Origin of the sequence: Kitasatospora sp. NPDC086791, from assembly GCF_040685975.1 — a bacterium.
Classification (GTDB): domain Bacteria; phylum Actinomycetota; class Actinomycetes; order Streptomycetales; family Streptomycetaceae; genus Kitasatospora.
Genome location: NZ_JBFBOC010000002.1, coordinates 195,708 through 219,692 on the forward strand (window position 1 = coordinate 195,708; position 23,985 = coordinate 219,692).

The following is a 23,985-nucleotide window of genomic DNA, read 5'->3' on the forward strand; positions in this document are numbered from 1 at the left end:
GGCCCGGCGGGGGTTCCGGCGGTCAGGAGGGCGGTCCGGTCCGTCCGAGCGCGTGGCCGCCGAAACCCCCGCCGCCGGTGAGCTGGTGCTGCCACCAAGCGGTCATCGCCGGCCCGTCCATGGCCGACCAGTCCGGCGCGGCGGTGACCTGCGCCCGGCCGAGGGTCCGGCCCAGCTCCACCAACTCCCGGCCGGCCGAGCTCCGTTCGCGGTCGTAGGCGGCCAGCAGGGCCGACCAGGAGCCGGCCGTCCGCCCGGCCTGCTCGAAGGCGTGCGCGTCCTGCACCGCCTTCACCGCGCCGCTGGTGTTGTGCGGGCGCACGACGGTGGCCGCGTCCCCGCCGATGAGCAGCCGTCCGGCGGTGCGGCGCGGGGTCGCCAGGTCGTAGACGGGCTGCAGGAAGGTCCGTTCGCGCGGGGTGAGGGTGACCAGCCCGGCCCAGTACGGCGGCAGGTGCCGCTCCGCGAGCTGCCGCAGTTCGTCCAGCCCGCTGTCGGTGAGGGTGCCCGCGGGGATGCTGGTCGGGCCGTCCAGGCGCAGCCAGCCGGGGGTGGGCGCGTAGAAGACCCAGTTCACCTGGGTGCGGCCGGGGTCGAGACCGGGGATGCGGTAGATCACGACCTGCCCGCCGCGGTAGCAGACGGTGACGCACTCCTCCTCCGGCCAGACCGCGGCCCCGCCGGGCAGTTCGGCGAGCAGGGCGTCGTCGTAGCTGCCGCGCCAGCACACGTACCCGGCGTACTCGGGCGCGGCCTGCGGGCAGACGGCGGCGCGGACCACCGAGCGGTAGCCGTCCGCGCCGATCACCAGGTCGTACGGGTGGCGGCCGCCGTCGGCCTCCTCGGCCCAGGCGCCCCCGTCGTCGCCGCCGACCGCGGTGACGGTGCTGCCGAGCCGGTACTCGACCTGCTCGGGCGTCCGCTCGCGCAGGGACTGCCAGAGGCCGGCCCAGTGGTGGGAGTGGAACGGGAACGGCTGGTCCCAGAGCACCCGCCCGCGCCCGTCCGGGCCGTCGCCCGCGCCGGCTGGTCCCCGGGTGACCCAGCGGCGGACGGTGAGGCGGTGGCGGCGGGTGTCCGCGGCGAGGTGTCCGGTGCGGACCAGCTCGTCGAAGCGGTCGTCGTGGGTGCAGATGCCCACGCCGCGGTCCTCCAGCCGGCCCGGGCTGCGCTCCAGCACCACGACCCGCTCCGCGCCCAGCCGGGCGGCGGCCGCGGCGAACGCGCTCCCGGCGATGCTGCCCCCGACCACTGCCACCGAGCCACCCCGCACGGCCGCCCCCTTCTCCCGATCCCCTGATCCGCCGATCCGCCGATCCGCCGACCTGCCGATCCGCCGAGCCCGTGCTGTCCGGGACACGACGATACGCGGGCGTCCCGCCGTCCGTGCGGCGTTCGGCCGCTCCGGGCGGGCGGTGCCCCCGAGCTTTATGCAACTAGTTGCATAGCGCGAGACCCGTCCCCTACCCTGCGGTAACCACGACACCCCGCCCGCGCCCCAGGAGACGTCGATGAGCGCCACCCCCGGCAGCAGCCGCTACCCGCACCTGCTCAGCCCGCTCGACCTCGGCTTCACCACCCTGCCCAACCGCGTGATCATGGGCTCGATGCACGTCGGCCTGGAAGAGGCCCCCGACGGCTACCGGCGGATGGCCGCCTTCTACGCCGAGCGCGCCCGCGGCGGCGTCGGCCTGATCGTCACCGGAGGCATCGCCCCCAACGAGGCCGGACGCCCCTGGGAGGGCGGCGCGATGCTGACCACCGAGGAGGAGGCCGACGAGCACCGCGTGGTCACCGACGCGGTGCACGCGGCCGGCGGGAAGATCGCCCTGCAGATCCTGCACTTCGGCCGCTACGCCTACCACCGCGACCTGGTCGCCCCCAGCGCCCTCCAGGCTCCGATCAGCCCCTTCGTGCCCAACGAGCTCACCGCCGAGCAGGTCGAGCAGACCATCGAGGACTTCGCCCGCTGCGCCGAACTCGCCCGCCGCGCCGGGTACGACGGCGTCGAGATCATGGGCTCCGAGGGCTACCTCGTCAACGAGTTCGTCGTCGCCGCGACCAACCACCGCGAGGACGAGTGGGGCGGCTCCTACGAGCGGCGGATGCGCTTCCCGGTGGAGATCGTCCGCCGGGTCCGCGAGCGGGTCGGCGAGGACTTCATCATCGTCTACCGCCTCTCCATGCTCGACCTGGTACCGGGCGGCTCCACCCTGGACGAGGTGGTCCGGCTCGCCCAGGCCGTCGAGGCCGCCGGGGCCACCATCATCAACAGCGGCATCGGCTGGCACGAGGCCCGCATCCCGACCATCGCCACCTCGGTGCCGCGCGGCGCCTTCGCCTGGGTGACCAAGAAGATCATGGGCACGGTCGGCATCCCGCTGGTCACCAGCAACCGCATCAACACCCCCGAGACCGCCGAGCGGCTGCTCGCCGAGGGCAGCGCCGACCTGGTCTCGATGGCCCGCCCGCTGCTCGCCGACGCCGACTTCGTCGCCAAGGCCCGCGCCGACCGCGCCGACGCCATCAACACCTGCATCGGCTGCAACCAGGCCTGCCTGGACCACACCTTCAACCTGCGGATCACCTCCTGCCTGGTCAACCCGCGGGCCTGCCACGAGACCGAACTCGTCCTCGCGCCCACCAGGGTGCGCAAGCGGATCGGCGTCGTCGGGGCCGGACCGGCCGGGCTCGCCTGCGCCGTCTCCGCCGCCGAGCGCGGCCACGCGGTCACCCTGTACGACGCCGCCGAGGCGGTCGGCGGACAGCTGGACGTGGCCCGCCGCATCCCCGGCAAGGAGGAGTTCGACGAGACGCTGCGCTACTACCGCACCCGGCTCGCCGAACTGGGCGTCACGCTGCGCCTGGGGGCCGCCGCCACCGCCGAGCAGCTGGCCGCGGAGGGCTACGACGACCTCGTCCTCGCCACCGGCGTCACCCCGCGCACCCCCGCCGACATCCCGGGAATCGACCACCCCAGCGTGGTCGGCTACCTCGACGTGCTGCGCGACGGCGCGCCGGTCGGCGAGCGCGTCGCCATCCTCGGCGCGGGCGGCATCGGCTTCGACGTGGCCGAGTTCCTCACCGACCAGGGCGACGAGGCGAGCCTCAACCCGCCGGTGTTCCAGGCGAAGTGGGGCATCGACCCGGAGTACCGCGAGCGCGGCGGCCTGCGCGCCCCCGAGCGGCCCGAGCCCCCGCGCAGCGTCCACCTGCTGCAGCGCAAGACCGGCAAGGTCGGGGCCGGGCTCGGCAAGACCACCGGCTGGATCCACCGCACCGAACTCAAGCACCGCGGCGTGGTGATGGTCCCCGGCGTCACCTACGACCTGATCGACGACGCCGGCCTGCACATCACCGTGGACGGCGAGCGCCGGCTGCTGCCCGTCGACACCGTGGTGCTCTGCACCGGCCAGGAGCCGCGCCGCGACCTGTACGAGGCGCTGCGCGAGCGCGGCCTGGCGGTGCACGTGATCGGCGGCGCCGACGTGGCCGCCGAGCTGGACGCCAAGCGGGCCATCAAGCAGGGCACCGAGCTCGCCGCCTCGCTCTGAGCGGTTCATGGGCCGTGCGCATGAGACCTGCTCACGCGCACGGCCAGGTGCCCAGGTGAGGTGATCTGTGTTCATGGGCGTGCCCCATGAGACCTGCTCATGGATCCGTCCCATGAGAGCGGCTCATGGGCCGTGCGCCATGGGACTTGTTCATGTGCGCATCCCATGAGGTCCACTCATGGCTTCGCCCCCTGAGGTCCGCTCATGGCCGGCGCCCGGCTGCCCGGCTGCCCCGCCCATGGTCGCGTCGGTCAGGCTCGCTCCCGCGCCTCTAGGATCGTCGGCATGTCGCTGCCGCACGCCATCCTCACCGCCCTGCTGGAGAAGCCGTCCTCGGGGCTGGAGCTGACCAGGCGGTTCGACAAGTCGATCGGCTTCTTCTGGCCCGCCACCCACCAGCAGATCTACCGCGAGCTGGGCCGGCTGGAGGCCTCCGGGCACATCCGGGCGCTCCAGCCGGACGGTCCGGTGCGCGGGCAGAAGAAGGAGTACGAGGTCCTGCCGGAGGGCCGGGCGGAACTGGTCCGCTGGACGGCCGAGGGCGCGGCGCCGCGCGCCGTGCGGGAGCCGCTGCTGCTGCGGCTGCGCGCGGCGGCGGTGGTCGGCACGGACGGTCTGCCCGCCGAACTGGAGCGCCACCTGGCGCTGCACCGAGCGCGGTTGGCCGACTACCTGGAGATCGAGCGGCGCGACTTCCCGGCCGAGAAGGCGGACGTCGAGAACCGGCTCCAGCACGCGGTGCTGCGGGCCGGGATCGGGCTGGAGACCTTCTGGGTGGAGTGGCTCGCCGAGACCCTCGGCACCCTCTCCCCGGACCGCGCCTGACCTCCGTACCACCCCGGGCCTGCCCGGCCCGCTCCGCCCGGCCCCTCCGCTCCCTGAGAAAGGCCCTGACCTGCGGCGATGCCGACCCCGCGCGCCGCTCGCGGCCCCCGGTGGGACACTGGTGCCTTGTCCCTGCCCGAACTCTCGACCGGGGGCCCGCATGTCCCTTCCGAGGCCTCTCCACGCCGTCATCGCCGCGGCCGCCAGCGCCGCAGCCATCGTCGGGGCGGTCGCCCTGGGCCCGGCCCACCTGGCATCGGCCGCCCCGGCCCAGGACCTCCCCTCCGTCGACCAGCTGAGATCGGCCCTGCTCACCGCGGCCGACCTCGGGCCCGACTTCACCGAGGCGGCCCCGAGCCAGAGCCCCGGCCCGGACGGGAGCCAGAGCCCCGACCCGAACGAGACCCCGAGCCCGGTCAGCGGCTGTGACGCGCTCAGCGCCCTGGTCAACATGCACGCCGCCCAACCCGGCCTCGCGAACCCGCGCGCCGAGACCGAGCTCGACGGCCCGGACGGCAACCCGATGGTCACCGAGGCCCTCGCCGCCGAGGCACCCGACCGGCTCGCCGCCGACTTCAACTCCGTGGCCGACGCCCTGCGGAGCTGCCACACCATCACCTTCAACGCCGGCATCGGGGACACGGTGACCTTCGCCGTCACCCCGGTCACGCTCGGAGACCGCCAGGACGCCCCCGCCGTCCGCCTCGACGGCACCCTGGACGGCGTCCAGCTCAACGCCTTCATCGGCATCGAGCGGTTCGGCACGGTCGCCATGGCCTTCGGCTACTTCCAGCGCGAGGGCGCCTCCGCGCAGACCGCCTCGATGCAGTACCGCACCGCCGTGGCCAAGGTCGAGCGCACCCTCGGCACCACCGCCGGCAGCACCACCCCGCCCACCGTCGTCGCCACCACCCAGGGCATGCGGGTCTGAGCGCGGGGCCCGGCTCTGCCCCCGTACGGCCTCCCGATCGGGACGCGGCCCGGCCGTCAGGCCCTCGCCGTGCCGAAGTTGAGCGGGGCAACCCCGAGTACCCCGACCGTTGAGCAAGGCAACTCTGAGCACCCCGTCCGCTGAGCGGGGCAACCGTCGAGCACCCCGACCGCTGGGCAGGCCGGCCGCACCCCCGTCGCGGCCGCCCCGCCCACCGGCCCACGGCTCCACCGCCCCACCGCCCTACGGGTGGAAGACGACCTCCGGGGAGGCCGGATCGGCGTGGTGTCCATGCGTGGAACGCTGTCACGCGGGGCGGGCGGGCGGCATCGGCCCGGCGATTGATCCTCCGTCACCCCGCATCGGCCCACGGGTTTACATCCCCGGGCCGATGCGGAGCGCGCCCGCCGTCGTCGCCCGGTGCGCACCCGGCGGGATGACGTTCCGGTCGATCAGCATCTGCAGCACGTTGACGTGGAAGTCCGGGAAGTCCATCGGCACGATGCCGAATCGGCCGGGCTGCTGGGTGCGGGCGTTCAGGTACGGGTAGATGCTGCGGTCCATGAGCGCCTGCGAGCTGTACTTGGGCCAGTAACCACCGGCGTAGCTGAGGAAGTTGACGAACATCGTGGCGGTGCCCGGGGTGCGGGAGGCCTTGTCGAACTGGGCGACGATGTACTGCCCCTTCGTGCCCAGCGGGTCGCTGCCGCCGATCTGCCAGACGTCCTGGGTGTCGAAGTACTCGTTCCGGCCGCTGGACCAGTCGATCAGCCCCCAGGGGTTGGCGAAGTCGGCGAGCAGCACGACCTTGCCGCGCGCGGCGCCGAGGGTCGGCCAGCCGTGGAGGTGGAACAGGTCCCGGAAGCCGAACTCGTCGAAGCAGCAGTCGATCCGCCGCATGAACTCGTCGTCGCCGAGCGCCTGTCCGCCCGCCCGCTCGTTCCGGAGGCGCATCACGACGGTCTCGCCGGAGTGCGCCCGCAGGAAGGTCCGGCACTGGTCGAGCACGTCCTGCAGTCGCAGGTGCTGGTAGCTGTCGGAGTGGTAGATCCCGAGCTCGTCGGGCGCGCCCTGCAGGCCGTTGCAGCGGATGTCGAGGAAGCGGACGCCTTCCCGCAGTTGTTGCGGGATGCCCCAGTTCTGGGTGTGCGACCACTCGGTGCCGTAGCCGGGGTTCTCGCAGCACGAGTCGTGGGTGCCGGGGATGGTGAGATCGAGCAGGGGGAGGTTCCCGTCCAGGCGGCCCATCCAGTCGTCGGTCGGCAGCCCGCCCGGAGTCGTGCCTGCGGTGGCCCGGGCGGTGCGCGCGGTGGCCCGGGTGGTGCCTGCGGTGGCCCGGGTGCCGGCCCGGGCGGCGGACGGCAGGACGAGCCCGCTGCCCAGCGCGGCGGCCGCGCCGACTCCCGCGCCCCACGTGAGAAGATCACGACGTGCGATGCTGCCCATGGTGCGGCTCCTCGGACTCTCCGGTCGGCTGGCACGTGCGCTGTCCTGGGCCCGAACACGCCCTCGGTGTCGGCGGGTTCACCGTACGGGGAGGGCGGTCGCGGTTCGGTCTCCACCCGGTCCTACCCGACTTCGCGTACGACGAACTGCCGGCCGCCGTCATCGAGCGGATCCGCCGGGCGCCGAACACCGCGTGCGCCGACCGGTGGCCGGCGAGGCGGTCGGTGGGGTCGTGCAGAATGCCCCCATGAGTCACGATTACCGCCCCGGCGACGTCCTGCGGCTGGAATGCCCGTTCACGGAGACCACGGTCACCGAGGTGAGCCGCTTCCACGTCACCGTGCGGTGCCCGTGGTTGGCGGTGGATCCGCAGGCGGCGGGGTTCCGGTGGAACGGCGAGCGGGCGCTGCCGCTGCCCGACGCCCACGAGTGGGAGGTCTTCCGGACGGAACCGGCGGAGACCGGGTTGAAGCCGGGCGACAGCTGCCGGGTGGGGATACCCGCGACCGTGGTGCACGTCCAGTCGGTCGTGCACTACGACCCGCCCCTGGTCACCGGCCTGCTGCCACGGCCCGCGTGCCACCTCGACGTCCTGCCGCAGGGGGAGGTGTTCGATCCCGAGCCGGAGGACCAGGGCTACGCGGTCGACCCGGCCGGCGGTGAACCGATCAGCGTCGAACTGCTCTTCCGCCCGTACGCGTTCCTCGAACCGGGCGACGAGCTCACCGACCGGGACGCCCGGGCCTGGCGGTTCGACGCGGCCTGGGAGTGGCACGCCCTCGACGGCGAGCGGTCGGGCGATCCGGTCTGGCCGTTGACGCTGCTGGTCCGTGGTGGTCAGCCGACGGTGGCTCCGGAGGAGGCCGCGGCGGTCGCCCGGGCGACGGCGGCCGGCAGTCACGCGGCGGAACGGGAGCGGTGGGCCGGGCTCGCCCTCGCGCGGCCCGCCTCCGGCCGGCCGTAGGCCGCGGGGGATCGCCGGGGACCGTCCTGGAGGTGTCGCAGGCGCTGCTCGCCGCGCTCCGGGGTGAGCCCGGCGTCCAGCTCCCGCCGGAGCCGGCGGAGTTGGTGGCCAACCTGCGGCGGGCCGCCACGATCGACGTCACCGGCATCACCGCGGCCGACGGCAAGCGGCTCTCGGCGCTCTCCGTCAAGCTGAACGACGGCGGCCCCCACCCGGTGGTGATCGTGCCGGCCGGCTGGAACCCGTACGGCTGGCTGCCCTTCGTGTACGCGTACGCCACGCTGGCGCTGCGCGGCTACCCCGTCCCGGCGTACACCCCGCGCGGCATCGGCATCGAGGGGTGGGCGTCCACCTCCGAGGGCCACATCGACGTCGCCGGGCCGCACGACTCGACGGCTCGGCCGTGTTCGACCCGGAGACGCAGCAGCTCCTCGAGGACTTCCTGGCCGGCCGGAACCCGGAGAAGGTGGTCGCCTGGGGCGCCGAGCGCTCCCCGCAGCACCACCGCGACCCGGACCAACGACCGGGGCATCCCGACCTTCGTCTCGAACACCTGGCACGAGACGCTCTTCCCGGCCGCCTCGGTGGTCGAGACCTTCCGCGGTCTCCGGGTCCCGAAGCGCCTGAACCTGTGGATCGGCGCCCACGGCGCCCCCGAGTCCGGGGCCGGCGGGCCTGGTGCTCGGGCTGCCGTTCCCCGGGCTGGCGGTACCGACCCGGGAGGCCTTCGACTGGCTGGACCACCATCTGCTCGGCGCCGACAACGACGTGCCGACCTGGACGGAGGTGAACGTCCAGCCGATGTTCACCTACCGCACGATCACCATCCCGGGCGGCACCGAGCCGATCACCGTCCCGGCCCGCCGCGAGCCGCGTCCGACCTGGGAGGACGTCACCACCGGCAGCGAGACCTGGCACCTGACGGGCACCGCCGGCACGGGTGACGGCGCGCTGGTCGAGAAGCCGACCACCGGGTGGTCGCGGGACTTCACCGCCGGCAGCCTGACCGAGGCCACCGCGGTGGGCGAGATCATGAAGACCGTGCAGCAGGAATGGTTCGGCAACCCCAAGGTCTACGACGTCGCGACGTTCGACCGCGCGCAGCTGCTGGTCTGGTCGACCGACCCGCTGGCCGGGCCGGGCGCCGAGGTGGCCCGCCGGATCCGTGGTGCGGCCACCGTGCGGCTGACCGTGCGCAGCACCGCCGACGCCACCACCCTCGTGGCGTACCTGTACGACATCGCCCCGGACGGCACCGCGCGGATCATCACGCACGAGCCGTACACCGCCACCGGCCTGACCCCGAACGTCAACTCCACCGTCAGCTGGACGCTGCAGCCGGCCGCCTACGACCTGCCGGCCGGGCACCGCCTCGCCCTGGTCGTGAACAGCCGCGACCAGCTGTACTCCTTCGCGAGCGTGGACGGCAGCACCACGACCGTCAGCTCGCAGAACGGCAGTGAGGCGAGCCTGGAGCTGCCGCTCGGCCGATCCGGGGCCGGAGCCCAGCCCGGCCGGCTCCCGGGGCGCGAGGCCCGGGACCCGCGCTCCGCAGCCGTGCACGAACGGCCCGTCGCCGCGCCGCGACGGGCCGTTCGCGCGCCCGGTGTCGCGGCTCCGCGTGGTTCGCGCCACAGTGACCCCGCTCCGATCGGAGGTACGATCGCGCCCGCACCTCTGATCGGAGGGGTGTCAACGCACAGGAGCACAGAGGCGAAGCCCAGCCATGTCCGCAGTCCTCGACCGCACTCTCACGTATTCGAACACCGTCCCGCGCGCCACCGTCCACCGGGCCGCCGTCTGCGAGGTCTTCCTCACCGACTCCGCCCGGGTCGCCGAGGACGAGTACCTCATCGCCGCGCAGCTGCCGCGGGTGCACAGCTACTACAGCGACAGCGTCACCGCGCCCGCCGCGTACGATCCGCTGCTGCTGGTCGAGGTCTTCCGCCAGGCCTCCATCTACACCGCGCACACCTTCCTGGGTGCGCCGCTGGACGACAAGTTCATCTTCGTCAGCGGGGAGCTGGACATCACCGACCCGGAGGCGCTGCGGATCGGGGCCCGCCCCGGTCAGGGCGAGATCCGGGCCCGCCAGGCCGGCCTCAAGCGCCGGGACGACGTCGTCACGGGCAGCGCCCTGGACCTGGTCCTCTCGGTGGACGGCCGGGAGGCCGCCACCATGCGCACCGTGTGCCAGTGGATGCCGGGCGACGCCTGGGACCGGATGCGCGCCAAGGGGCGCGCCGCGCTCAGCCTGACCCCGGCCCGGCCGCACCACACCGGCTGCCGGGTGCCGTCGCTCTCCGTCGGCCGCACCTCGGGGCAGAACGTCGTGCTCGCCGGGGTGGAGGCGGGGGAGCGCGGGCTCCGTGCCCGGGTCGTGGTCGACCGGGGCAACCCGGCGCTGTTCGACCACCCGTTGGACCACATCCCGGGCGTCCTGATCTTCGAGGGCTTCCGGCAGTCCGCGATGTACGCGGCGCAGGAGCTGTTCGGGCTCTCGCCGCGCAGCCTGCTGCTCTCCCGGGTGGAGGTCGACTTCACCCGCTTCGGCGAGTTCGAGCTGCCGACCGACTGCGTGGTGCGGGTCGTGGAGTCGCCGGCGGCGGACACCGTCGCGTTCGAGATCGGCATGGTGCAGGAGGACGAGCGGATCGCCCGCGCCCGGGTGCACCTGACGCGCACCGGCTGCCTGATGGCGGGAGCCGTGGAGAACCGTTTCCCCTGCGCCGCGGCCGCTGCCTGAGCAGGCCGGGCCCGTGACCTGCCCGAGGCCGGCGGGGCGCGCCCGCCTCCGCCGGACGACCTGACGGTGTTTCGCGGCAAGGTACGATGAAACCCGTACCTGAACATGTCACACCTGAAGACGTCTGAGGACGGAGGATCCGATGCCCGACCCGGAAGGCCATCCCGCGACCGAGGAGATGGAGCTGCGGACGGTCCTGAACGCGCTCGCCGATCCGCTGCGCTACGGGGTGGTCTCCGCCCTGCTGCGGGAGGCCGAGGGGGTGGAGCGCACCTGCGCCTCCTTCGGCCTCCCGGTCTCCAAGTCCACGACCACCCACCACTTCCGCGTGCTGCGCGAGGCCGGCCTGGTCCGCCAGGTCGACCGCGGGAACAGCCGCGCCGCCGCCCTCCGTCGCGAGGACCTCGACGAGCGCTTCCCGGGCCTGCTCGACCTGATCCGCACGAACGTCTGACCCCAGGCCCGCAGGCCCTCCGGCAGCCCCTTCGGGTGCCCGCCGACACCAAGGGGCGGTCAAGGAATCTTGACCGCCCCTTGGCCCCTCCAGGTGGTGACGGCATGTCAAACTGTGCGCCCTCAGAGGACGATGAGGAGACCACGGTGGACCACGCGCGCCCCCTGATCGAGGACTTCCCCGCCCACCCCGACGGCGACCCCGCCGATGCCCTGGCCCGCGCCGTCCGCGCCCGCCGCGCGGCCCTCGGCCTCACCCTCGCCGACCTCTCCACCCGCGCCGGGCTCCCGGAGACCCACCTGCGCAGCATCGAGGCCGGCCACGCGATGCCGACGCTCGCGTTGCTGACGGTGCTGTCGCGCGCGCTCAGCGCCCACTGAGCGCAGACCGGGAGCGCGCCGGGCGCGGGCGGACCGGCCCCGCCCTCACGCCGGTTCGTAGGTGGCGCCGCGGACCAGCGTGCGGGCGTGCGGCGCGTCCATGGGATGGGCGAAGAGGTACCCCTGGCCGAGCGGGCAGCCCATGGCGGCGAGCAGGTCGCGCTGTTCGGGGTGTTCGATGCCCTCCGCGATGACCTGGACGCCGAGCGTGTCGGCGATCCGGGTGATGCCCTCGACCAGGGCGTACTGCTGGGTGGAGTGGCCGAGGCCGTCGATGAAGGACTTGTCGATCTTGAGCAGGGAGATCGGGAACTCGCGGAGGTAGGACAGCGAGGAGTAGCCGGTGCCGAAGTCGTCGATGGCGATGCCGACGCCGAGGCCGGACAGGGTGGCCATGTCGTCGTGGATGCGGTCGTCGCGGCGCATCAGGACGGACTCGGTGAGTTCCAGGACGAGGGTGCGCGGGTCGATGCCGGAGGTGGCGATGGCCTGGCGGACGACGTCGACGAAGCCGGCGTCGCGGAACTGGCGGGCGGAGACGTTGACGTTGACCCGCAGCGGGGGGCGTCCCGCGGCGCTGCGGGCGGTGGAGCTGGCCGCGTGCCAGGCGGCGACCTCCTGGGTGGCGCGTTCCAGCACCCAGGCGCCGAGCGGGACGATCTGGCCGCTCTCCTCGGCGAGGGCGATGAACTCGTCGGGCAGGACCATGCCGCGCCGGTCGTGCGGCCAGCGGACCAGGGCCTCGAAGGCGACCAGGTCGCCGGTGCGCAGGTCGACGATCGGCTGGTAGTACAGCTGGAACGCCGATTCCGCGATCGCCGAGTCCAGGTGCTCGTTCAGCTCGTGCCGTTCCACCAGCCCGGCCTGCAGGGCCGGCCGGTAGTGGCACCACTGGCGGCGGCCGGCCGCCTTGGCGGAGTAGAGCGCGAGGTCGGCGTGGGTGAGCAGTTCGGCGGCGTCCACGCTGTCCTCGGTGGTCGCCACGCCGATGCTGGCGCTGACCCGGACCGCGCCCGCCTTGAGCTTGAACGGCTCGGTGAAGACCTCCAGCACGCCCGCCGCGATGATGTCCACGTCCGAGGGGTGCAACGCGTCCTCGACCAGCACCGCGAACTCGTCGCCGCCGAGCCGGGCGGCGGTGTCGGAGGCGCGCAGCGCGGTGGAGATCCGCAGCGAGACCGCGACCAGCAGTTCGTCGCCGATCGCGTGGCCCTGGGTGTCGTTGACCACCTTGAAGTCGTCCAGGTCGATGAAGAGCACCCCGGTGACGGACCCGCTGCGCTCGCCGCGCGACAGCGCGTGCCCGACCCGGTCCTGGAACAGCACCCGGTTGGCGAGGCCGGTGAGCGAGTCGTGGAAGGCCCGGTGGGTCAGCTCGCGCTCCATCTGCCGCTGCTCGGTGACGTCGCGCAAGGTGAGCACCAGGGCGCCGACGGTCGGGTCCCCGCGCAGGTCGTCGAAGCGGACCTCGGCCTCGATCGGGGTGCGGTCCTGGCGCAGCAGCCGCCAGTGCTCGCGGATCTGTTCCCGGATCTGTTCCCGGGGTTGTCCGACGGACGGCTCCCGGGACCCGTCGCCGGACCCGTCGCCGGACCCGTCGCCCCGGGGCGGGGCCGCCGCGCCGCGCATCCGGGCCAGCGCCCTGCCGACCTCCCGGCTGTCCTCGGGCGGGATGAGGTCGGTGAGCAGGGTGCCCTCCAGCGCGGACCGGCCGAGCACCGACTCGGCGGAGGGGGAGGCGTAGCGCACGTGGTCGTCGGCGTCGAGGATGAGGATGACGTCGCTGGTGTTCTGGACGAGCGTGCGGAAGTAGAGCTCGCTGTTGCGGCGGGTGACCTCGCGGCTCAGCACGACCCGCTCGACGGCGAGGGCGGCCTGCCCGGCGAGGATCTCCAGCGAACTCCAGAGGCTGGCCAGTTCCTGTTCGGTGCCGGTGACGATGAGGGCGCCGATCAGCGGGTCGCCGGAGGGCCGTTCGGCGAGGGTGAGCGGGCAGATCAGGGCGTACGGCATGCCGTCGAGGGGCCCGGCCAGCTCGCGGGCCGGCAGGTCGACGGATTCGACGGGCAGCAGCCGGCTCTCGCGGTAGCCGGCCAGGGCCAGGACCTGGTCGGAGTCCGAGGGGGTGCCGAGCCGGTGCTCGGCCGAGCCGTGCTCGGCGTGCCGGACGTGCAGCACGCCGGCCTCGGTGACGGCGAGCAGGGCGACGTGCCCGGGCTCGGCGGGCATCAGGGTGGAGGCGGCGGACTGGACGGCGTCCGCGACCTCCTCCACCCCGACGGCCGCGGTCAGCCGGGCGCCCGCCTCGCGCAGCGCGCGTTCGCGGGCGATCGCCTGCCTGCGGGCGGAGACGACCACCGCCAGGCGGGCGAGCACGAGTAGGTAGAGGAGCGCGGAGAAGGCGCCGATCACGCCCGCGTTGTGGTTGTTCCCGGCCAGCGACTCGATGATCAGGATCGCCGGGGCGATCAGTGAGGCGAGGGTGAGCAGGACGAGCCGGGCGGTGCTCAGGTCCGGTTCCTGGGTGGGGACGGGCTTGGTCAGCTCGACCATCGAGGGGTGCAGCGCGGCGGCGCCCCAGGCGGTGTAGAAGGCGGCCCAGCCGAGTTCGACGGGCGTGCCGATGCGCCAGGTGCCGTGCAGCTGGATCAGCCCGTACAGCACGTCGGAGATGAGCAGGCCGACGGTGCCGACGGTGAGCAGTTGCAGCGAGCGGGAGTTGCCGCCGCGCGGGGTCAGAAGGCGCAGCAGCAGGGCGAGGACGACCAGGTCGCCGAGCGGGTAGCCGATCGAGACGGCCTTCTGGAACCAGGTGAGGTCGGGGCTGCGGGTGTACGGGAGGATCAGGTAGATCCAGGCGAGCAGGGCCAGGCCGATGGTGGGGATGAGGGCGTCGAGCAGCACGGCGCGGTCCTGACGGGCCGTGCGCCAGCGGATGAAGCCGAGCACGCCGGCCGCGTACAGCACGTACTCGGCCAGGTAGAAGCCGTCGGCGATGGAGGGGAACGGGTTGGCCAGGTGCAGGATGTCCAGCTGGACGGCCTGCACCACCTCGCCCGCGGTGAAGCTCAGGTTGGCGAGTGCCAGCAGGTACCAGAAGCGGGCGTGCGCGGGGCGGTTGAGGCGGATGCCGAGCACGATGGCGGCGACGCCGCCCAGGCCGATTCCCGTCCACCAGATGATCCGCTGGCTCGGGTTGGCGTAGTAGATGCTGGTGAACAGCACCATCCAGAGCAGGTAACAGGCCATCAGGCGTTGTCGCCGGCGTGTCAACGAGGCTACCTCCTCCGCAACATCACCTCGCCGCTCGGGCGGGGGAGTTCGGGCGAGGACGGGGGTCCGCCTGGTGCGGCCCTGGGGGTGGTGGGACCGGGCGCGTCCCCGTGCCTGCGGTGAGGCGGCGGGTTCGCGCTCGGGACGGGCGCTTCTTCGCGCACGTGCGCGGCGCCCGGTCGGTGGGCGACCGGACGTTACTCAATGTGCCGTGAGTGCGTATAGTCGGAAATGTCGCACTCCCAAGCATTCTGCCGTCACAGCACGAGGTCAAGCCGGTGGACGATGCAGCAGACAGCGCACGGGGCGTACCCATGGATGCGGGTTCCGGGCGTCACGCCGTGGTCGGCAACGGCAACGGTCAGTACGCGCTCTGGCCGGGGGACTTGACGGTCCCCGGTGGCTGGCGCCGGGTGTACGGACCGGCCGACCGGGCCGACTGCCGGGCCTGGGTGGAGCGGGAGTGGCGGCCGGTGGAGCTGGGCTTCACCGGTACCGACGGCCCGCGACGGGCGGCGGCCGGATTCGCCGACACGGTGCACGGGCTGTTCCGCACGCGGGCGGCGCACGACCCGGAGGCGCCCGCCGTGGTCGCCGAGGACACCACCCTGAGTTACCGCGAACTCGACCTGCGCAGCGACCGCCTGGCCGCCGCGCTGCGGGCGCGCGGGACCGGACCGGAGCAGGTGGTGCCGGTCTGCCTGGAGCGCGGGACCGACCTGGTGGCCGCCTGGCTGGGCGTGCTCAAGGCGGGCGGCGCCTTCCTGCCACTGGATCCGGCGCACCCGGAACGGCGGCTGGCGCGGCTGGTGGAGGACTGCGGGGCCCGCACGGTGGTCACCGACGGTCACGGCTTTCCGGGAGTGGCCTCGGTGCGGGTGGGGGACGGCGACGAGGGGGCGCCCCCACCGGACGACGGCGCCGTCCCGGACGATCTCGCCTACCTGATCTACACCTCCGGCACGACCGGCCGTGCCAAGGGTGTCCCGGTCACCCACCGTGCGCTGGTGTTCACCCTCGACCGGATCGTCCGTGCCTACCGGCTGGCACCTGGCGAACGCGTCCTGCAACTGGCCGCGTTGGGCTCCGACACCGCTCTGGAGCAGGTGTTCGGCGCGCTCCTCGCGGGCGCCACCGTCGTCACCGGAGGCGGGGGGAGCGCTGTCGGGGGCGGCACCTGGGCGCCCACCGAGCTGGTCGGCCGGCTGCCCGGGCTCGGCCTGGCCGCCGCCGACTTCACCCCCGCGTACTGGCACCACGTGCTCGACCTGCTCCCGCCCGAGGGGCCCGGCCCGGACGGGCTGCGCCTGGTGGTGGTCGGCGGGGACGTCGTGCACGCCGACGACTGCCGCAGGTGCCTGGACCGGCTGCCGGGCGCGCGGCTGCTGAACGCCTACGGGGTCACCGAGGCGGCCGTCACCTCCATGCTCTGCGAGGTCACGGCGGAGCTGCTGAACGGCGGGGACGGGGTGGGCGGCCCAGCTGCCCCGGTGCCGATCGGGCGGCCGCTGCCGGGCGTGCGGGTGCACGTGCTGGACGCGCGGCTGCGGCCGGTCCGGCCGGGCGAGAAGGGGCAGATCCACCTGGGCGGGCCCGGCCTCGCCCGGGGCTACTGGCGGCAGGCCGGGCTCACTGCGGAATCCTTTCTGCCCGACCCGTACGCGCCGCTGCCGGGCGAGCGGATGTACCGCACCGGGGACGCCGGGCGCTGGCGGGCCGACGGGCAGCTGGAGATCCTCGGCCGCTTCGACGACCAGGTGAAGGTGCGCGGCCACCGGGTGGACCCGGCCGAGATCGAGGCGGTGCTGGCCGCGCACCCGGACGTCCGGCAGGCGCGGGTCGCGGCCGACACGACGACGGCGGACGGCAGCCGGGCGCTCACCGCGTACTACACGCTCGCGGCCGGGGCGGCCGACGGCGCCGAGGGGATCCGGGCGTTCCTGGCCGACCGGCTGCCGGAGTTCCTGCTGCCGGCCGAGTTCGTGCCGCTGGAGGCGATGCCGCTCACGGCGGCGGGCAAGATCGACCGGCGCCGGCTGCCGCAGGCCCCGGTGCGGGCGGCGTCCCGGGGGCCCGGCGCGGGCGGGAACGGGACCGGGGGCGGGACCGGGACCGGGACCGGCGCGGCGGGCGGGAACGGGATCCGGGGAGCGGGCTGGGACGGGAGCGCGGGCGCGGGGACGGGCGCGGGTGTCGACGGGGACAGGGGCGGGGTGGGCTCGGTGGAGGCGGCGGTCGGGCACCTGTGGGCGGAGGTGCTCGGGGTCGAGACCGTGGGCCCCGGCGACGACTTCTTCGCGCTCGGCGGCACCTCGCTGCTGGCCATGGAGATGCTGGCGCGGGCCCGGATCATGTTCGGCATCGACGTCGGCCGGGTGCGGGCGCTCACCCGCGCGCTGCTGCGCGAACCGGTGCTGCGGGACTTCGCGCGGGCGCTGCAGGAGGCCCGTACGGGCGGCGGGACCGGCACGGGCGTGGGCCCCGGTACGGGAGCGGGCGGCGATGGCTCGTGGGGCGGCTCGGGCACCGGCTCGGGGGTCGGCGCGGCCACCGCCTCGGCCACCGGGGAGACGCCGGTCGACTGGTTCGCGGAGGCCCGGCTCACCGGACCCGTCGGCCAGTCCTGGAGCCCCGCGCCCTCCCGGGCCGAACCCGCCGAGATCCTGCTCACCGGCGCCACCGGCTTCTGCGGCGCGCACATGCTGCACGCACTGCTCGCCACCACCCGGGCCCGGATCCACTGCCTGGTCCGCGCGCCCGACGAGGAACACGCGCTGGAGCGGCTACGGGCCACCCAGCAGCGCTTCCTGCGGCACGACCTCACCGACCGCCGGGTGGTCCCGCTGGTCGGCGACCTCTCCCGGCCTAGGATAGGACTGACGGAGCGTCAGTTCGACTGGCTGGCGGGCAACCTGGACGCCATCCACCACCTCGGCGGACAGGTCAACTTCCTCTACCCGTACCACCAGCTGCGCGACGCCAACGTCGGCGGCACCCGCGAGGTCGTCCGGCTCGCCGGACACAGCCGCGGCGTGCCCGTGCACTACCTCTCCACTCTCGCCGTCCTGGCCGGCTTCGGGGCGGTGGGCGTCGACAAGGTCACCGAACGGACCCCGCTCGCCTACCCCGAACGGATCGGCGTCGGCTACGTCGAGAGCAAGTGGGTGGCCGAGCAACTGCTGCACAACGCGGCCGAGGCCGGCCTGCCGGTCACGGTGCTGCGCACCAACGACGTCACCGGGGACCTGGCGAACGGCGTGATGAACACCGGCACCGAGCTGTGCGCGCTGATCAAGTACCTGACGGACAGCGGTACGTGCCCGGACGTCCGGCTGCTCCTCGACTTCGTCCCGGCCGACCGCTTCAGCCGTGCCATCGCCCACATCGCCGCCCACGCACCCGCCGACGGCGAGGTCTACCACCTCACCTCGCCGCAGCCGGGCGTCCTCGCCGACCTGGCGGACCGGCTGCGGGCGCGCGGCCACCGGATCGACCGACTGCCGTACGGGCACTGGGTGCAGGGCCTGGTCCGGTTCGCGGCCGGGAGGCCGACGCACCCGATCGCGCCCTTCGTCCCGCTGTTCGTCGACCGCGCGCCGGGCTCGGAGCTCTCGATCAGCGAGATGTACTTCCGGCCGACCTTCCCGCTGTTCGACCGGGCGAACACGGACGCGGCCCTGGCCGGGAGCGGGATCGACCTGCCCGCGGTGGACGCGGAGTTGATCGACCACTACCTGGCGGAGCTCGAACGGGAGGGGTTCCTGGGGGCGGCCCGGTGAGCGGCGTCCGCGGCCTCGCCGCCGCCTTCGACGCGCTCGACGTCCGGCTCGGCCCCGGCGACGGACCGGTGGCCTTCGGCGGCGGGCTCGCGCCGCAGGAGCTGCTGGCGGCGTACCGGCGCGGACTGTTCCCGCTGCCGGTGGCGGACGTCTACGCGAGCGCGTACAACGAGGCTCTGTACGGGGGCGCCGTCGAGGCGGGAGAGGTGGCGCTGCTGCCGGGCCGGGAGGACCCGTACGAGCTGGCGTGGTGGTCGCCCGACCCCCGGCCGGTGATCGCGGCCGACGGCGTGCGGCTCGGCAGCCGGCTGGCCCGGCGGCTGCGGCGGTCGGCCTGGTGGACGAGCGCCGACCGGGCCTTCGGGCAGGTGCTGGAGGCCTGCCGGCAGGGGCGTCAACCGGTCTGGCTCACCGAGGAGTTGGCGGCGGCGCTGGCGCGACTGCACGCGCTGGGGGCGGCGCACAGCGGGGAGGTGTGGGAGGGGGAGGAGCTGATCGGCGGCGTGTTCGGGGTCGCGGTCGGGCCGGTGCTGAGCCTCGACTCGATGTTCCGCCGCCGTCCGGACGCCTCCCGGGTCGCCGTCGCCGACCTCGGCGCCCGGTTCGGGGCGGCGGGCGGACGGCTGCTCGACGCGCAGTGGGACGGGCCGCACGTGCGCAGCCTGGGGGCGGAGCCGATGGCGCGGACCCGGTACCTCGCCGAGCTGTCCGCGGCGGGCGGGGACGTTTCGCCGGACGGTGCGGCACTGCCGGTGGCACGCCTCGGGTGACCTGCGGCCGGACCTGCGCCGGGCGTCCGGTTGGCCTGTCTTCGACAAAGTTATTCCCCGTCAGTAACATGACGCCGCGTGTTCAAGAGTTCGATAGGCAGGGCCGCCGGCCCCGCCGTCCTCACCCTCATCCTCGCCGGGGCCGCCGCGTGCGGGCCGACCAGCCCCGGCACCACCCAGACCGGCGCCGCCCCGGCGGCCGCCACCGTCGCAGGCCCGGGCCCGACCGCCGCCGGGAGCAGCCCGGCCGCCGCCGCTCCCGCCGACGGCACCCCGCGGGCCAAGGCGGCCGCGCCCGCCTCGGGCCGGCCGACCCCGGGCACGGCGCCCGTCACCGTCGCGCCCGCCGGGGACAAGCAGGCCGCGATCGGCAGCCCCGGCAAGGACGGCGCCGCGGTCACGGCGGCGACGAAGAACCTGCAGCTGACCGCGTACGACCCGGCGGGCGGCACGGCCGTCCTGACGGCGGTCGGCGGCCCGGCCCCGACGGCCGCGGCCTCCCCGAGTGCCGGTGCCGGTCCGTCGACTGGCGGTCCGTCCGCCGGTGCGGTTGCCGCTGTCCAGCCCGGCCAGCTGATCGCCAGTCCGCCCACCGCCGCCGCGCCGCAGGGCGCGCTGGTCGCCGTCACCGCCGTCCGCCCCGGCGCGGGCAACACCCTCGACCTGGCCACCCGCCCGGCCACCCTCGCCGAACTCCTCGGCGGCACCGAGGCCGACGGCAGCGTGCCCGTCGACCCGCACGGCATCACGGTGACCCCGCTGGTCAAGGACCTCAAGGCGACCGTCGGCGCCGACCTCAACGGCGTGCAGGCCGATGCCTCCGGCACCCTGGAGGTGAACGTCAAGGCCCCCGTGCCGCTGCCCGAGGGCGCCTCGCTGGACGCCTCCGGCTCGCTCCGGCTCCACCCGGCCGTCCACTTCGCGTACCACGGTGCCGCCGCGGGCAGCCCGCGCACCGCGTCGATCGGCTTCGACCTGGACGCCCACGCCCAGTGGAAGGTCACCGGCGACGTCGCCCGCAACACCGGCGCGGCGCCGATCCGGGTGCCCTTCGCCAAGCTGCAGGCCAGCCCGGTCCTGACCGTCGCCGGCCTGCCGGTGGTCGTCAACCTCGGCCTGACCTGCTACCTGGAGGTCAGCGCCGACGGCCAGGTCCACCTGGAGGCGGAGCAGGACGCCAACGGCACCTGGGCCGTCCGCGCCGACTACACCGGCGGCAAGGGCTGGACCCCGGTCACCAGCGCCGACACCAAGGTCACCCCGGTCCACGTGCGGCTCAACGGCAAGGCCGGTGTGCGGGCCGCGCTCGGTGCCGAGGTCAGTGTCGGCCTGTACGACACCGTCGGCGTGGAGACCACCGTCGCCCCCTACCTGAAGGCCCAGGCCGAAGGCTCGCTGATCGCGGACTCCTCCGGCAACCCGCCGCAGGTGCAGGGCAGTTGGGCGCTGCTCGGCGGTGTCGACCTGAACGGCTCGCTGACCGCGCACCTGAAGGTCTTCGGTACCCCGATCATCGAGGGCAAGCTGCCGCTGCCGCCGTTCCACAAGGAGTGGCCGCTGCTCGGCGGCTCGGCCACCCTGCCGGCCTCGACCCCGGCCCCGACCCCGAAGCCGAGCAAGAGCTGACGTCGGGTCACCATCGGCCCCCTCGACCGGTTCGACGGTCGAGGGGGCCTCGTCATGGGTAGGCTCGGACCCGGTCGGAGAGTCGAAGAGCCGGAGAGCCCAGGGGCGCAGGGGGTGGGGGACATCAAGCGAGCCATCGGAATCGTGGCCGCACTGACCGTGCTGACCGTGCTGGCCGCCGTGCTGCTGTGGCTCCTCGAAGCGACCGGCTGGGCGACGGCGGGCGCGTACCTGGGAGGCGGGACGATGGTGGTGCTGGGGGTCGCGGTCGCGCTCTCGCCCGGCCGGTTCCAACGGTGGGGCCGGCGGGTCGGCTGGGCGGCGTCGCCGGGCCGCGGGCGCGACTTCAAGCGGGCGATGGCCGTGGGGAGCGAGAACCGTGTGCCCGGGGGGCTCGTCGCCGGGATCAGCATCGGGAGGATGACCGGCGGTGCCGTGGCTGCGGGCGCCTCGATCGCCGACGCCCGGACGGCCGGCGCCCCGATCGCGCCGCGTTCGCACCGTCAGCTCCACGAGTACGCCGAGGACCCGCTCACCCCCGCCGCCGCGGACACCCTCACCGACGGGCTGGAACGGCTGTTCCTGCGGCTCGGCCCGCCACCGGGCGCCGCGCCCGTCGCGGGCGACTCCGTACCCGCGCCCCGGGACGGTGACCGGTGAGCACGCCCGAAGAGCGCCGCACCCGCCGCCCCACGGCCCTGGAGATCGCCACCCAGTGGGCCCAACTCCCGCCCGAACACCTCCGGGTGGCGCTGGAGCACCTCGAACTGGAGCTCCGGCGCGAGCACGCCCGCGAGACGGCCCGGCAGCGGCACCAGGCGAGCCTGGACGCGGACCGGCTGCGGGAGGAACACGCGACCGAGCGGGCCCGCCTGGCCGCCCAGGACCGCAAGGAGCAGCGCGCCCACCAGCTCTACCTGGGCGGTCTGGTGGCGGGTTTCGTACTGGCCGCCGGGATGCTCGCCGGCTCGGTGCTGGTCGGCCTGGACGGCCGCCAGTGGCTGGCCGGCCTGCTCGCCGGGCCGAGCCTGATCGCGCTGCCGGTCGTCTTCGTCCTGCGCCGCACCGACCGCCTCGGCCGTCGCCCGGGCATCCCCGTCCGCGCGCTGTCGGCGGACCAGCGTCTCGCCGATCAGGGGACGTGACGGCGCGGCCGGGGAGGCCTCATGGGGAAGACCCATGAGGCGGGCTCATGGGGAGAGCACATGCGACGGACCGACCACGTATGGCGCCGTGTCACAGGCGCTTAGGGCCTGTGTGATGTCGTGATCAATAGTGCGGTTTCGTGCCCGCCCGGAAGTGGGATCCGGTAGGACGTTGTGTGTGACACGTAGGCAACTCACCGACGAGCAGCGGACGTTCATCGAGCCGTACGTGCCGATCGGCGAGTACGGCCCGTACCCCCAGAGGCTGCGGGATCAGTTCGAGGGGGTGATCTGGCGGTTCCGCTCCGGCGCCCAGTGGCGGGAGATGCCCTCCGAGTTCGGTCCCTGGCCGACCGTCTACGGTCGCCTTCGGGTCTGGAGGGACGCCGGTGTCTTCGAAGCCCTGCTGGAGGGCTAGTCGTGCTTGGGCCAGATCGGGCCCTGGTCGGTCCAGATGACGCCCTTGTTGCGGCACAGGCAGAAGGGGTGGCCGATCGGGTCGGTGTAGACCTGCCAGCCATAGCCGTTGGGGCCGATGAAGTCCTGCCTTAGCGTCGCGCCGAGGTCGAGGACGCGGCGCTGCTCGGACTCGATCTCGTCCACTTCGAAGTCGAGGTGGAACTGCTTGGGGTGCTCGCTGTCCGGCCACTGCGGAGCGCGGTAGTCGTCCACCCGGATGAATGCCAGCTCGATCTCGCCGAACTGGATGCCAGCCCAGTTCTCGGAGCTGCCTTCCTTGATCGGACGGCCCGTCACCTCGGAGTAGAAAGCCGCCAGCTCCATCGTGTCCGGGCAGTCGATAATGAAATCGGTGAGTCGCAGCATCCCGTGATCGTGCCACAAGCTCACACCCGACTTCGAGACATGCCCTGAGCAGCTCCGCTGAGGTGCGGGAACAGAGAGTTCCTGGGGGCTTCGTCCCCAGACCCAGTTCACCAGGGGCGGCCAGGTTTGTACCGCAGATGCGGATCGGCAGCGGACTTCGGCGGAGCCGCTTAGGTCGAGGATGGCGTTGAGGGCGGCGGCGAGGCGGATGCCGACGGCCTTGCCGGGGCGGTTGTCGAAGGTGAAGGGGCCGTTCTGGGCGGGCCCGTTGAGGAACAGGTGTCGCACGGTCTCCTCCTAGATCGGCGGGATGATGGTTCCGGTCCGGGCGAACCGGCCGTCACGCAGCGGAGGATGTCGGAGTAGACGTAGCATTCCGGCCTGCCGGCCAGGATGCCGAAGGACTTCGACACGACGCTGTTCTGTCGGTAGGTCCGGCCGAACAGCCGCCGGTCGCCCTTCTCGTCCGGGTGGTACTTGACGTATCCGAGGTAGTGGCTGCCGGGGTGGTTGTCGCCGATTACCTTGAGGACGACTCCGTGGTGGTCCATCAGGTAGTCGCGGTTGCGAACGGTGGGGACCGGTCTACCGGTGTTCGGCGGTGAACCGTTCCAGGGTGGGGAAGGCGCCGGTGTCGATCGTGCCGGACGACTCAAAACTACGCTCAGGGTTTCGAAGCAGTCTGGGCCCACGCGCGGCCCTGGATTCCCGACCAGGAGGGAACCGCCACGACATGGGCAGGACCCCCACCACGCTCCCCGTCCCGTAGCGGCCGAGAATCTCCGCCACACGTGCCTCGGCCGTGGTCGGGCCACCGTCGGGCGTCGTCGTCATGTCGCACCACACCAGGGAGTCGACCAGGCGCGGGTTCTCCAGCAGCGGGAACTCGGCCTCCATCGTCTCCCGGAGGCCTCGTTCCTCGGCTTCGAGCAGCGCGAACGAGTGGTTCGCCACCAACCGCGTGAGCTGGTCATCGGCCCCATGGACATCACGGAGGAACCGCGCGCCGTCGAGCGGGTGGAACCCCGTTGCCGCCAACCTCGGCGCGTGGCCGACATCGTGCAGCAGAGCCGCGCAGACGAGAAGCCCGGCCTTCTGGCCGAGAACACCGTCGAGGCGGCCCGCCCGGTCGGCCACGCCTTGAGTGTGCGCCCAACGGCGGGGCGGCGGCTCGGCAAGCTCGCTCCTCGCCACCGTCCTGGCCGAGGAAACCGGTTCTTCGCTCATACCTCGATGGTGGATGCGGGGAACCTGGATATACACGACG

Annotated in this window: 18 protein-coding genes and 2 pseudogenes; 14 read left to right on the forward strand and 6 right to left on the reverse strand. The window is 73.7% G+C overall.

Features of this window, described 5'->3' with window-relative positions; translation table 11 throughout:
* Nucleotides 1-22 precede the first annotated feature (22 nt).
* Complete coding sequence (locus tag AB0Q99_RS04850; protein ID WP_363568530.1) at nt 23-1,258, reverse strand: monooxygenase; 1,236 nt, start codon at nt 1,256-1,258, stop codon at nt 23-25.
* Between the two features lie 253 nt (nt 1,259-1,511).
* Here AB0Q99_RS04850 and AB0Q99_RS04855 point away from each other — a divergent pair, with 253 nt between their 5' ends.
* The 3 genes from AB0Q99_RS04855 (at nt 1,512) to AB0Q99_RS04865 (ending at nt 5,310) form a co-directional block, all read left to right on the forward strand.
* Nucleotides 1,512-3,554 carry an NADPH-dependent 2,4-dienoyl-CoA reductase gene (locus AB0Q99_RS04855; protein ID WP_363568532.1) on the forward strand — a complete coding sequence of 681 codons (2,043 nt, stop codon included), beginning with the start codon at nt 1,512-1,514 and terminating at the stop codon, nt 3,552-3,554.
* Between the two features lie 285 nt (nt 3,555-3,839).
* The gene (locus tag AB0Q99_RS04860; RefSeq protein WP_363568534.1) at nt 3,840-4,379 is read left to right on the forward strand and encodes a PadR family transcriptional regulator; all 540 of its coding nucleotides are present in this window, start codon (nt 3,840-3,842) and stop codon (nt 4,377-4,379) included.
* Nucleotides 4,380-4,539: 160 nt separating this feature from the next.
* Nucleotides 4,540-5,310, forward strand: coding sequence for a hypothetical protein (locus AB0Q99_RS04865; protein ID WP_363568536.1), 771 nt, complete (start codon nt 4,540-4,542; stop codon nt 5,308-5,310).
* Nucleotides 5,311-5,685: 375 nt separating this feature from the next.
* Here AB0Q99_RS04865 and AB0Q99_RS04870 read toward each other — a convergent pair whose 3' ends face one another.
* Entirely contained in the window at nt 5,686-6,756 is a 1,071-nt protein-coding gene (locus AB0Q99_RS04870; protein ID WP_363568538.1) for a phosphatidylinositol-specific phospholipase C, read from the reverse strand.
* Between the two features lie 247 nt (nt 6,757-7,003).
* Here AB0Q99_RS04870 and AB0Q99_RS04875 point away from each other — a divergent pair, with 247 nt between their 5' ends.
* A complete protein-coding gene (locus AB0Q99_RS04875) occupies nt 7,004-7,720 on the forward strand; it encodes a hypothetical protein (RefSeq protein WP_363568540.1) in 717 nt (238 codons plus the stop codon).
* A gap of 295 nt (nt 7,721-8,015) precedes the next feature.
* On the opposite strand, the gene AB0Q99_RS04880 is transcribed toward AB0Q99_RS04875, so the two are convergent.
* Nucleotides 8,016-8,273, reverse strand: a complete 258-nt coding sequence (locus tag AB0Q99_RS04880) for a hypothetical protein (protein WP_363568542.1) — start codon at nt 8,271-8,273, stop codon at nt 8,016-8,018.
* A gap of 248 nt (nt 8,274-8,521) precedes the next feature.
* Between AB0Q99_RS04880 and AB0Q99_RS04885 the strand changes: the two are divergent.
* From AB0Q99_RS04885 to AB0Q99_RS04900, 4 genes and pseudogenes are all read left to right on the forward strand, one after another.
* Nucleotides 8,522-9,109, forward strand: a pseudogene (locus AB0Q99_RS04885) (CocE/NonD family hydrolase C-terminal non-catalytic domain-containing protein); the annotation flags it as partial.
* A gap of 337 nt (nt 9,110-9,446) precedes the next feature.
* Nucleotides 9,447-10,466 carry a ScbA/BarX family gamma-butyrolactone biosynthesis protein gene (locus tag AB0Q99_RS04890; RefSeq protein WP_363568544.1) on the forward strand — a complete coding sequence of 340 codons (1,020 nt, stop codon included), beginning with the start codon at nt 9,447-9,449 and terminating at the stop codon, nt 10,464-10,466.
* A 142-nt stretch (nt 10,467-10,608) separates the two neighbouring features.
* On the forward strand, nt 10,609-10,920 hold the full coding sequence (locus tag AB0Q99_RS04895) for a helix-turn-helix domain-containing protein (protein WP_363568546.1): 312 nt from the start codon (nt 10,609-10,611) through the stop codon (nt 10,918-10,920).
* A gap of 146 nt (nt 10,921-11,066) precedes the next feature.
* The gene (locus tag AB0Q99_RS04900; protein ID WP_363568547.1) at nt 11,067-11,300 is read left to right on the forward strand and encodes a helix-turn-helix transcriptional regulator; all 234 of its coding nucleotides are present in this window, start codon (nt 11,067-11,069) and stop codon (nt 11,298-11,300) included.
* Nucleotides 11,301-11,345: 45 nt separating this feature from the next.
* Here the strand turns inward: AB0Q99_RS04900 and AB0Q99_RS04905 are convergent, their stop codons facing one another.
* On the reverse strand, nt 11,346-14,573 hold the full coding sequence (locus AB0Q99_RS04905) for an EAL domain-containing protein (RefSeq protein ID WP_363568549.1): 3,228 nt from the start codon (nt 14,571-14,573) through the stop codon (nt 11,346-11,348).
* A gap of 314 nt (nt 14,574-14,887) precedes the next feature.
* Between AB0Q99_RS04905 and AB0Q99_RS04910 the strand changes: the two genes are divergently transcribed.
* From AB0Q99_RS04910 to AB0Q99_RS04935, 6 genes and pseudogenes are all read left to right on the forward strand, one after another.
* The gene (locus AB0Q99_RS04910) at nt 14,888-18,352 is read left to right on the forward strand and encodes an amino acid adenylation domain-containing protein (RefSeq protein ID WP_363568551.1); all 3,465 of its coding nucleotides are present in this window, start codon (nt 14,888-14,890) and stop codon (nt 18,350-18,352) included.
* The gene (locus tag AB0Q99_RS04915) at nt 18,349-19,122 is read left to right on the forward strand and encodes a leucyl/phenylalanyl-tRNA--protein transferase (protein ID WP_363568553.1); all 774 of its coding nucleotides are present in this window, start codon (nt 18,349-18,351) and stop codon (nt 19,120-19,122) included. Before AB0Q99_RS04910 ends, AB0Q99_RS04915 begins: the two co-directional genes overlap by 4 nt.
* 78 nt (nt 19,123-19,200) lie before the next feature.
* Nucleotides 19,201-20,748, forward strand: coding sequence for a hypothetical protein (locus tag AB0Q99_RS04920; protein WP_363568555.1), 1,548 nt, complete (start codon nt 19,201-19,203; stop codon nt 20,746-20,748).
* Between the two features lie 144 nt (nt 20,749-20,892).
* Nucleotides 20,893-21,408: a hypothetical protein gene (locus AB0Q99_RS04925; RefSeq protein ID WP_363568557.1), complete on the forward strand. Its 516-nt coding sequence runs from the start codon at nt 20,893-20,895 to the stop codon at nt 21,406-21,408.
* Entirely contained in the window at nt 21,405-21,893 is a 489-nt protein-coding gene (locus tag AB0Q99_RS04930; protein ID WP_363568559.1) for a hypothetical protein, read from the forward strand. The genes AB0Q99_RS04925 and AB0Q99_RS04930 overlap by 4 nt, the downstream gene beginning before the upstream one ends.
* A 178-nt stretch (nt 21,894-22,071) precedes the next feature.
* Nucleotides 22,072-22,308 (forward strand): annotated as a pseudogene (locus tag AB0Q99_RS04935) (transposase); the annotation flags it as partial.
* Here the strand turns inward: AB0Q99_RS04935 and AB0Q99_RS04940 are convergent.
* Nucleotides 22,308-22,718 carry a VOC family protein gene (locus tag AB0Q99_RS04940; protein WP_363569250.1) on the reverse strand — a complete coding sequence of 137 codons (411 nt, stop codon included), beginning with the start codon at nt 22,716-22,718 and terminating at the stop codon, nt 22,308-22,310. The pseudogene AB0Q99_RS04935 and the gene AB0Q99_RS04940 sit on opposite strands and share 1 nt — an antisense overlap.
* A 585-nt stretch (nt 22,719-23,303) precedes the next feature.
* Nucleotides 23,304-23,945 (reverse strand): HD domain-containing protein, encoded by a 642-nt coding sequence (locus tag AB0Q99_RS04945; protein ID WP_363568561.1) that lies wholly within the window; start codon nt 23,943-23,945, stop codon nt 23,304-23,306.
* Nucleotides 23,946-23,985: the final 40 nt, after the last annotated feature.

What these genes read in the sequence shown, in the direction of transcription:
- AB0Q99_RS04855 (WP_363568532.1), top strand. Translation starts at nt 1,512, where the DNA reads ATGAGCGCCACCCCCGGCAGCAGCCGCTACCCGCACCTGCTCAGCCCG.
- AB0Q99_RS04860 (WP_363568534.1), top strand. Translation starts at nt 3,840, where the DNA reads ATGTCGCTGCCGCACGCCATCCTCACCGCCCTGCTGGAGAAGCCGTCC.
- AB0Q99_RS04865 (WP_363568536.1), top strand. Translation starts at nt 4,540, where the DNA reads ATGTCCCTTCCGAGGCCTCTCCACGCCGTCATCGCCGCGGCCGCCAGC.
- AB0Q99_RS04870 (WP_363568538.1), bottom strand. Translation starts at nt 6,756, where the DNA reads ATGGGCAGCATCGCACGTCGTGATCTTCTCACGTGGGGCGCGGGAGTC.
- AB0Q99_RS04875 (WP_363568540.1), top strand. Translation starts at nt 7,004, where the DNA reads ATGAGTCACGATTACCGCCCCGGCGACGTCCTGCGGCTGGAATGCCCG.
- AB0Q99_RS04890 (WP_363568544.1), top strand. Translation starts at nt 9,447, where the DNA reads ATGTCCGCAGTCCTCGACCGCACTCTCACGTATTCGAACACCGTCCCG.
- AB0Q99_RS04895 (WP_363568546.1), top strand. Translation starts at nt 10,609, where the DNA reads ATGCCCGACCCGGAAGGCCATCCCGCGACCGAGGAGATGGAGCTGCGG.
- AB0Q99_RS04910 (WP_363568551.1), top strand. Translation starts at nt 14,888, where the DNA reads ATGGATGCGGGTTCCGGGCGTCACGCCGTGGTCGGCAACGGCAACGGT.
- AB0Q99_RS04940 (WP_363569250.1), bottom strand. Translation starts at nt 22,718, where the DNA reads ATGCTGCGACTCACCGATTTCATTATCGACTGCCCGGACACGATGGAG.
- AB0Q99_RS04945 (WP_363568561.1), bottom strand. Translation starts at nt 23,945, where the DNA reads ATGAGCGAAGAACCGGTTTCCTCGGCCAGGACGGTGGCGAGGAGCGAG.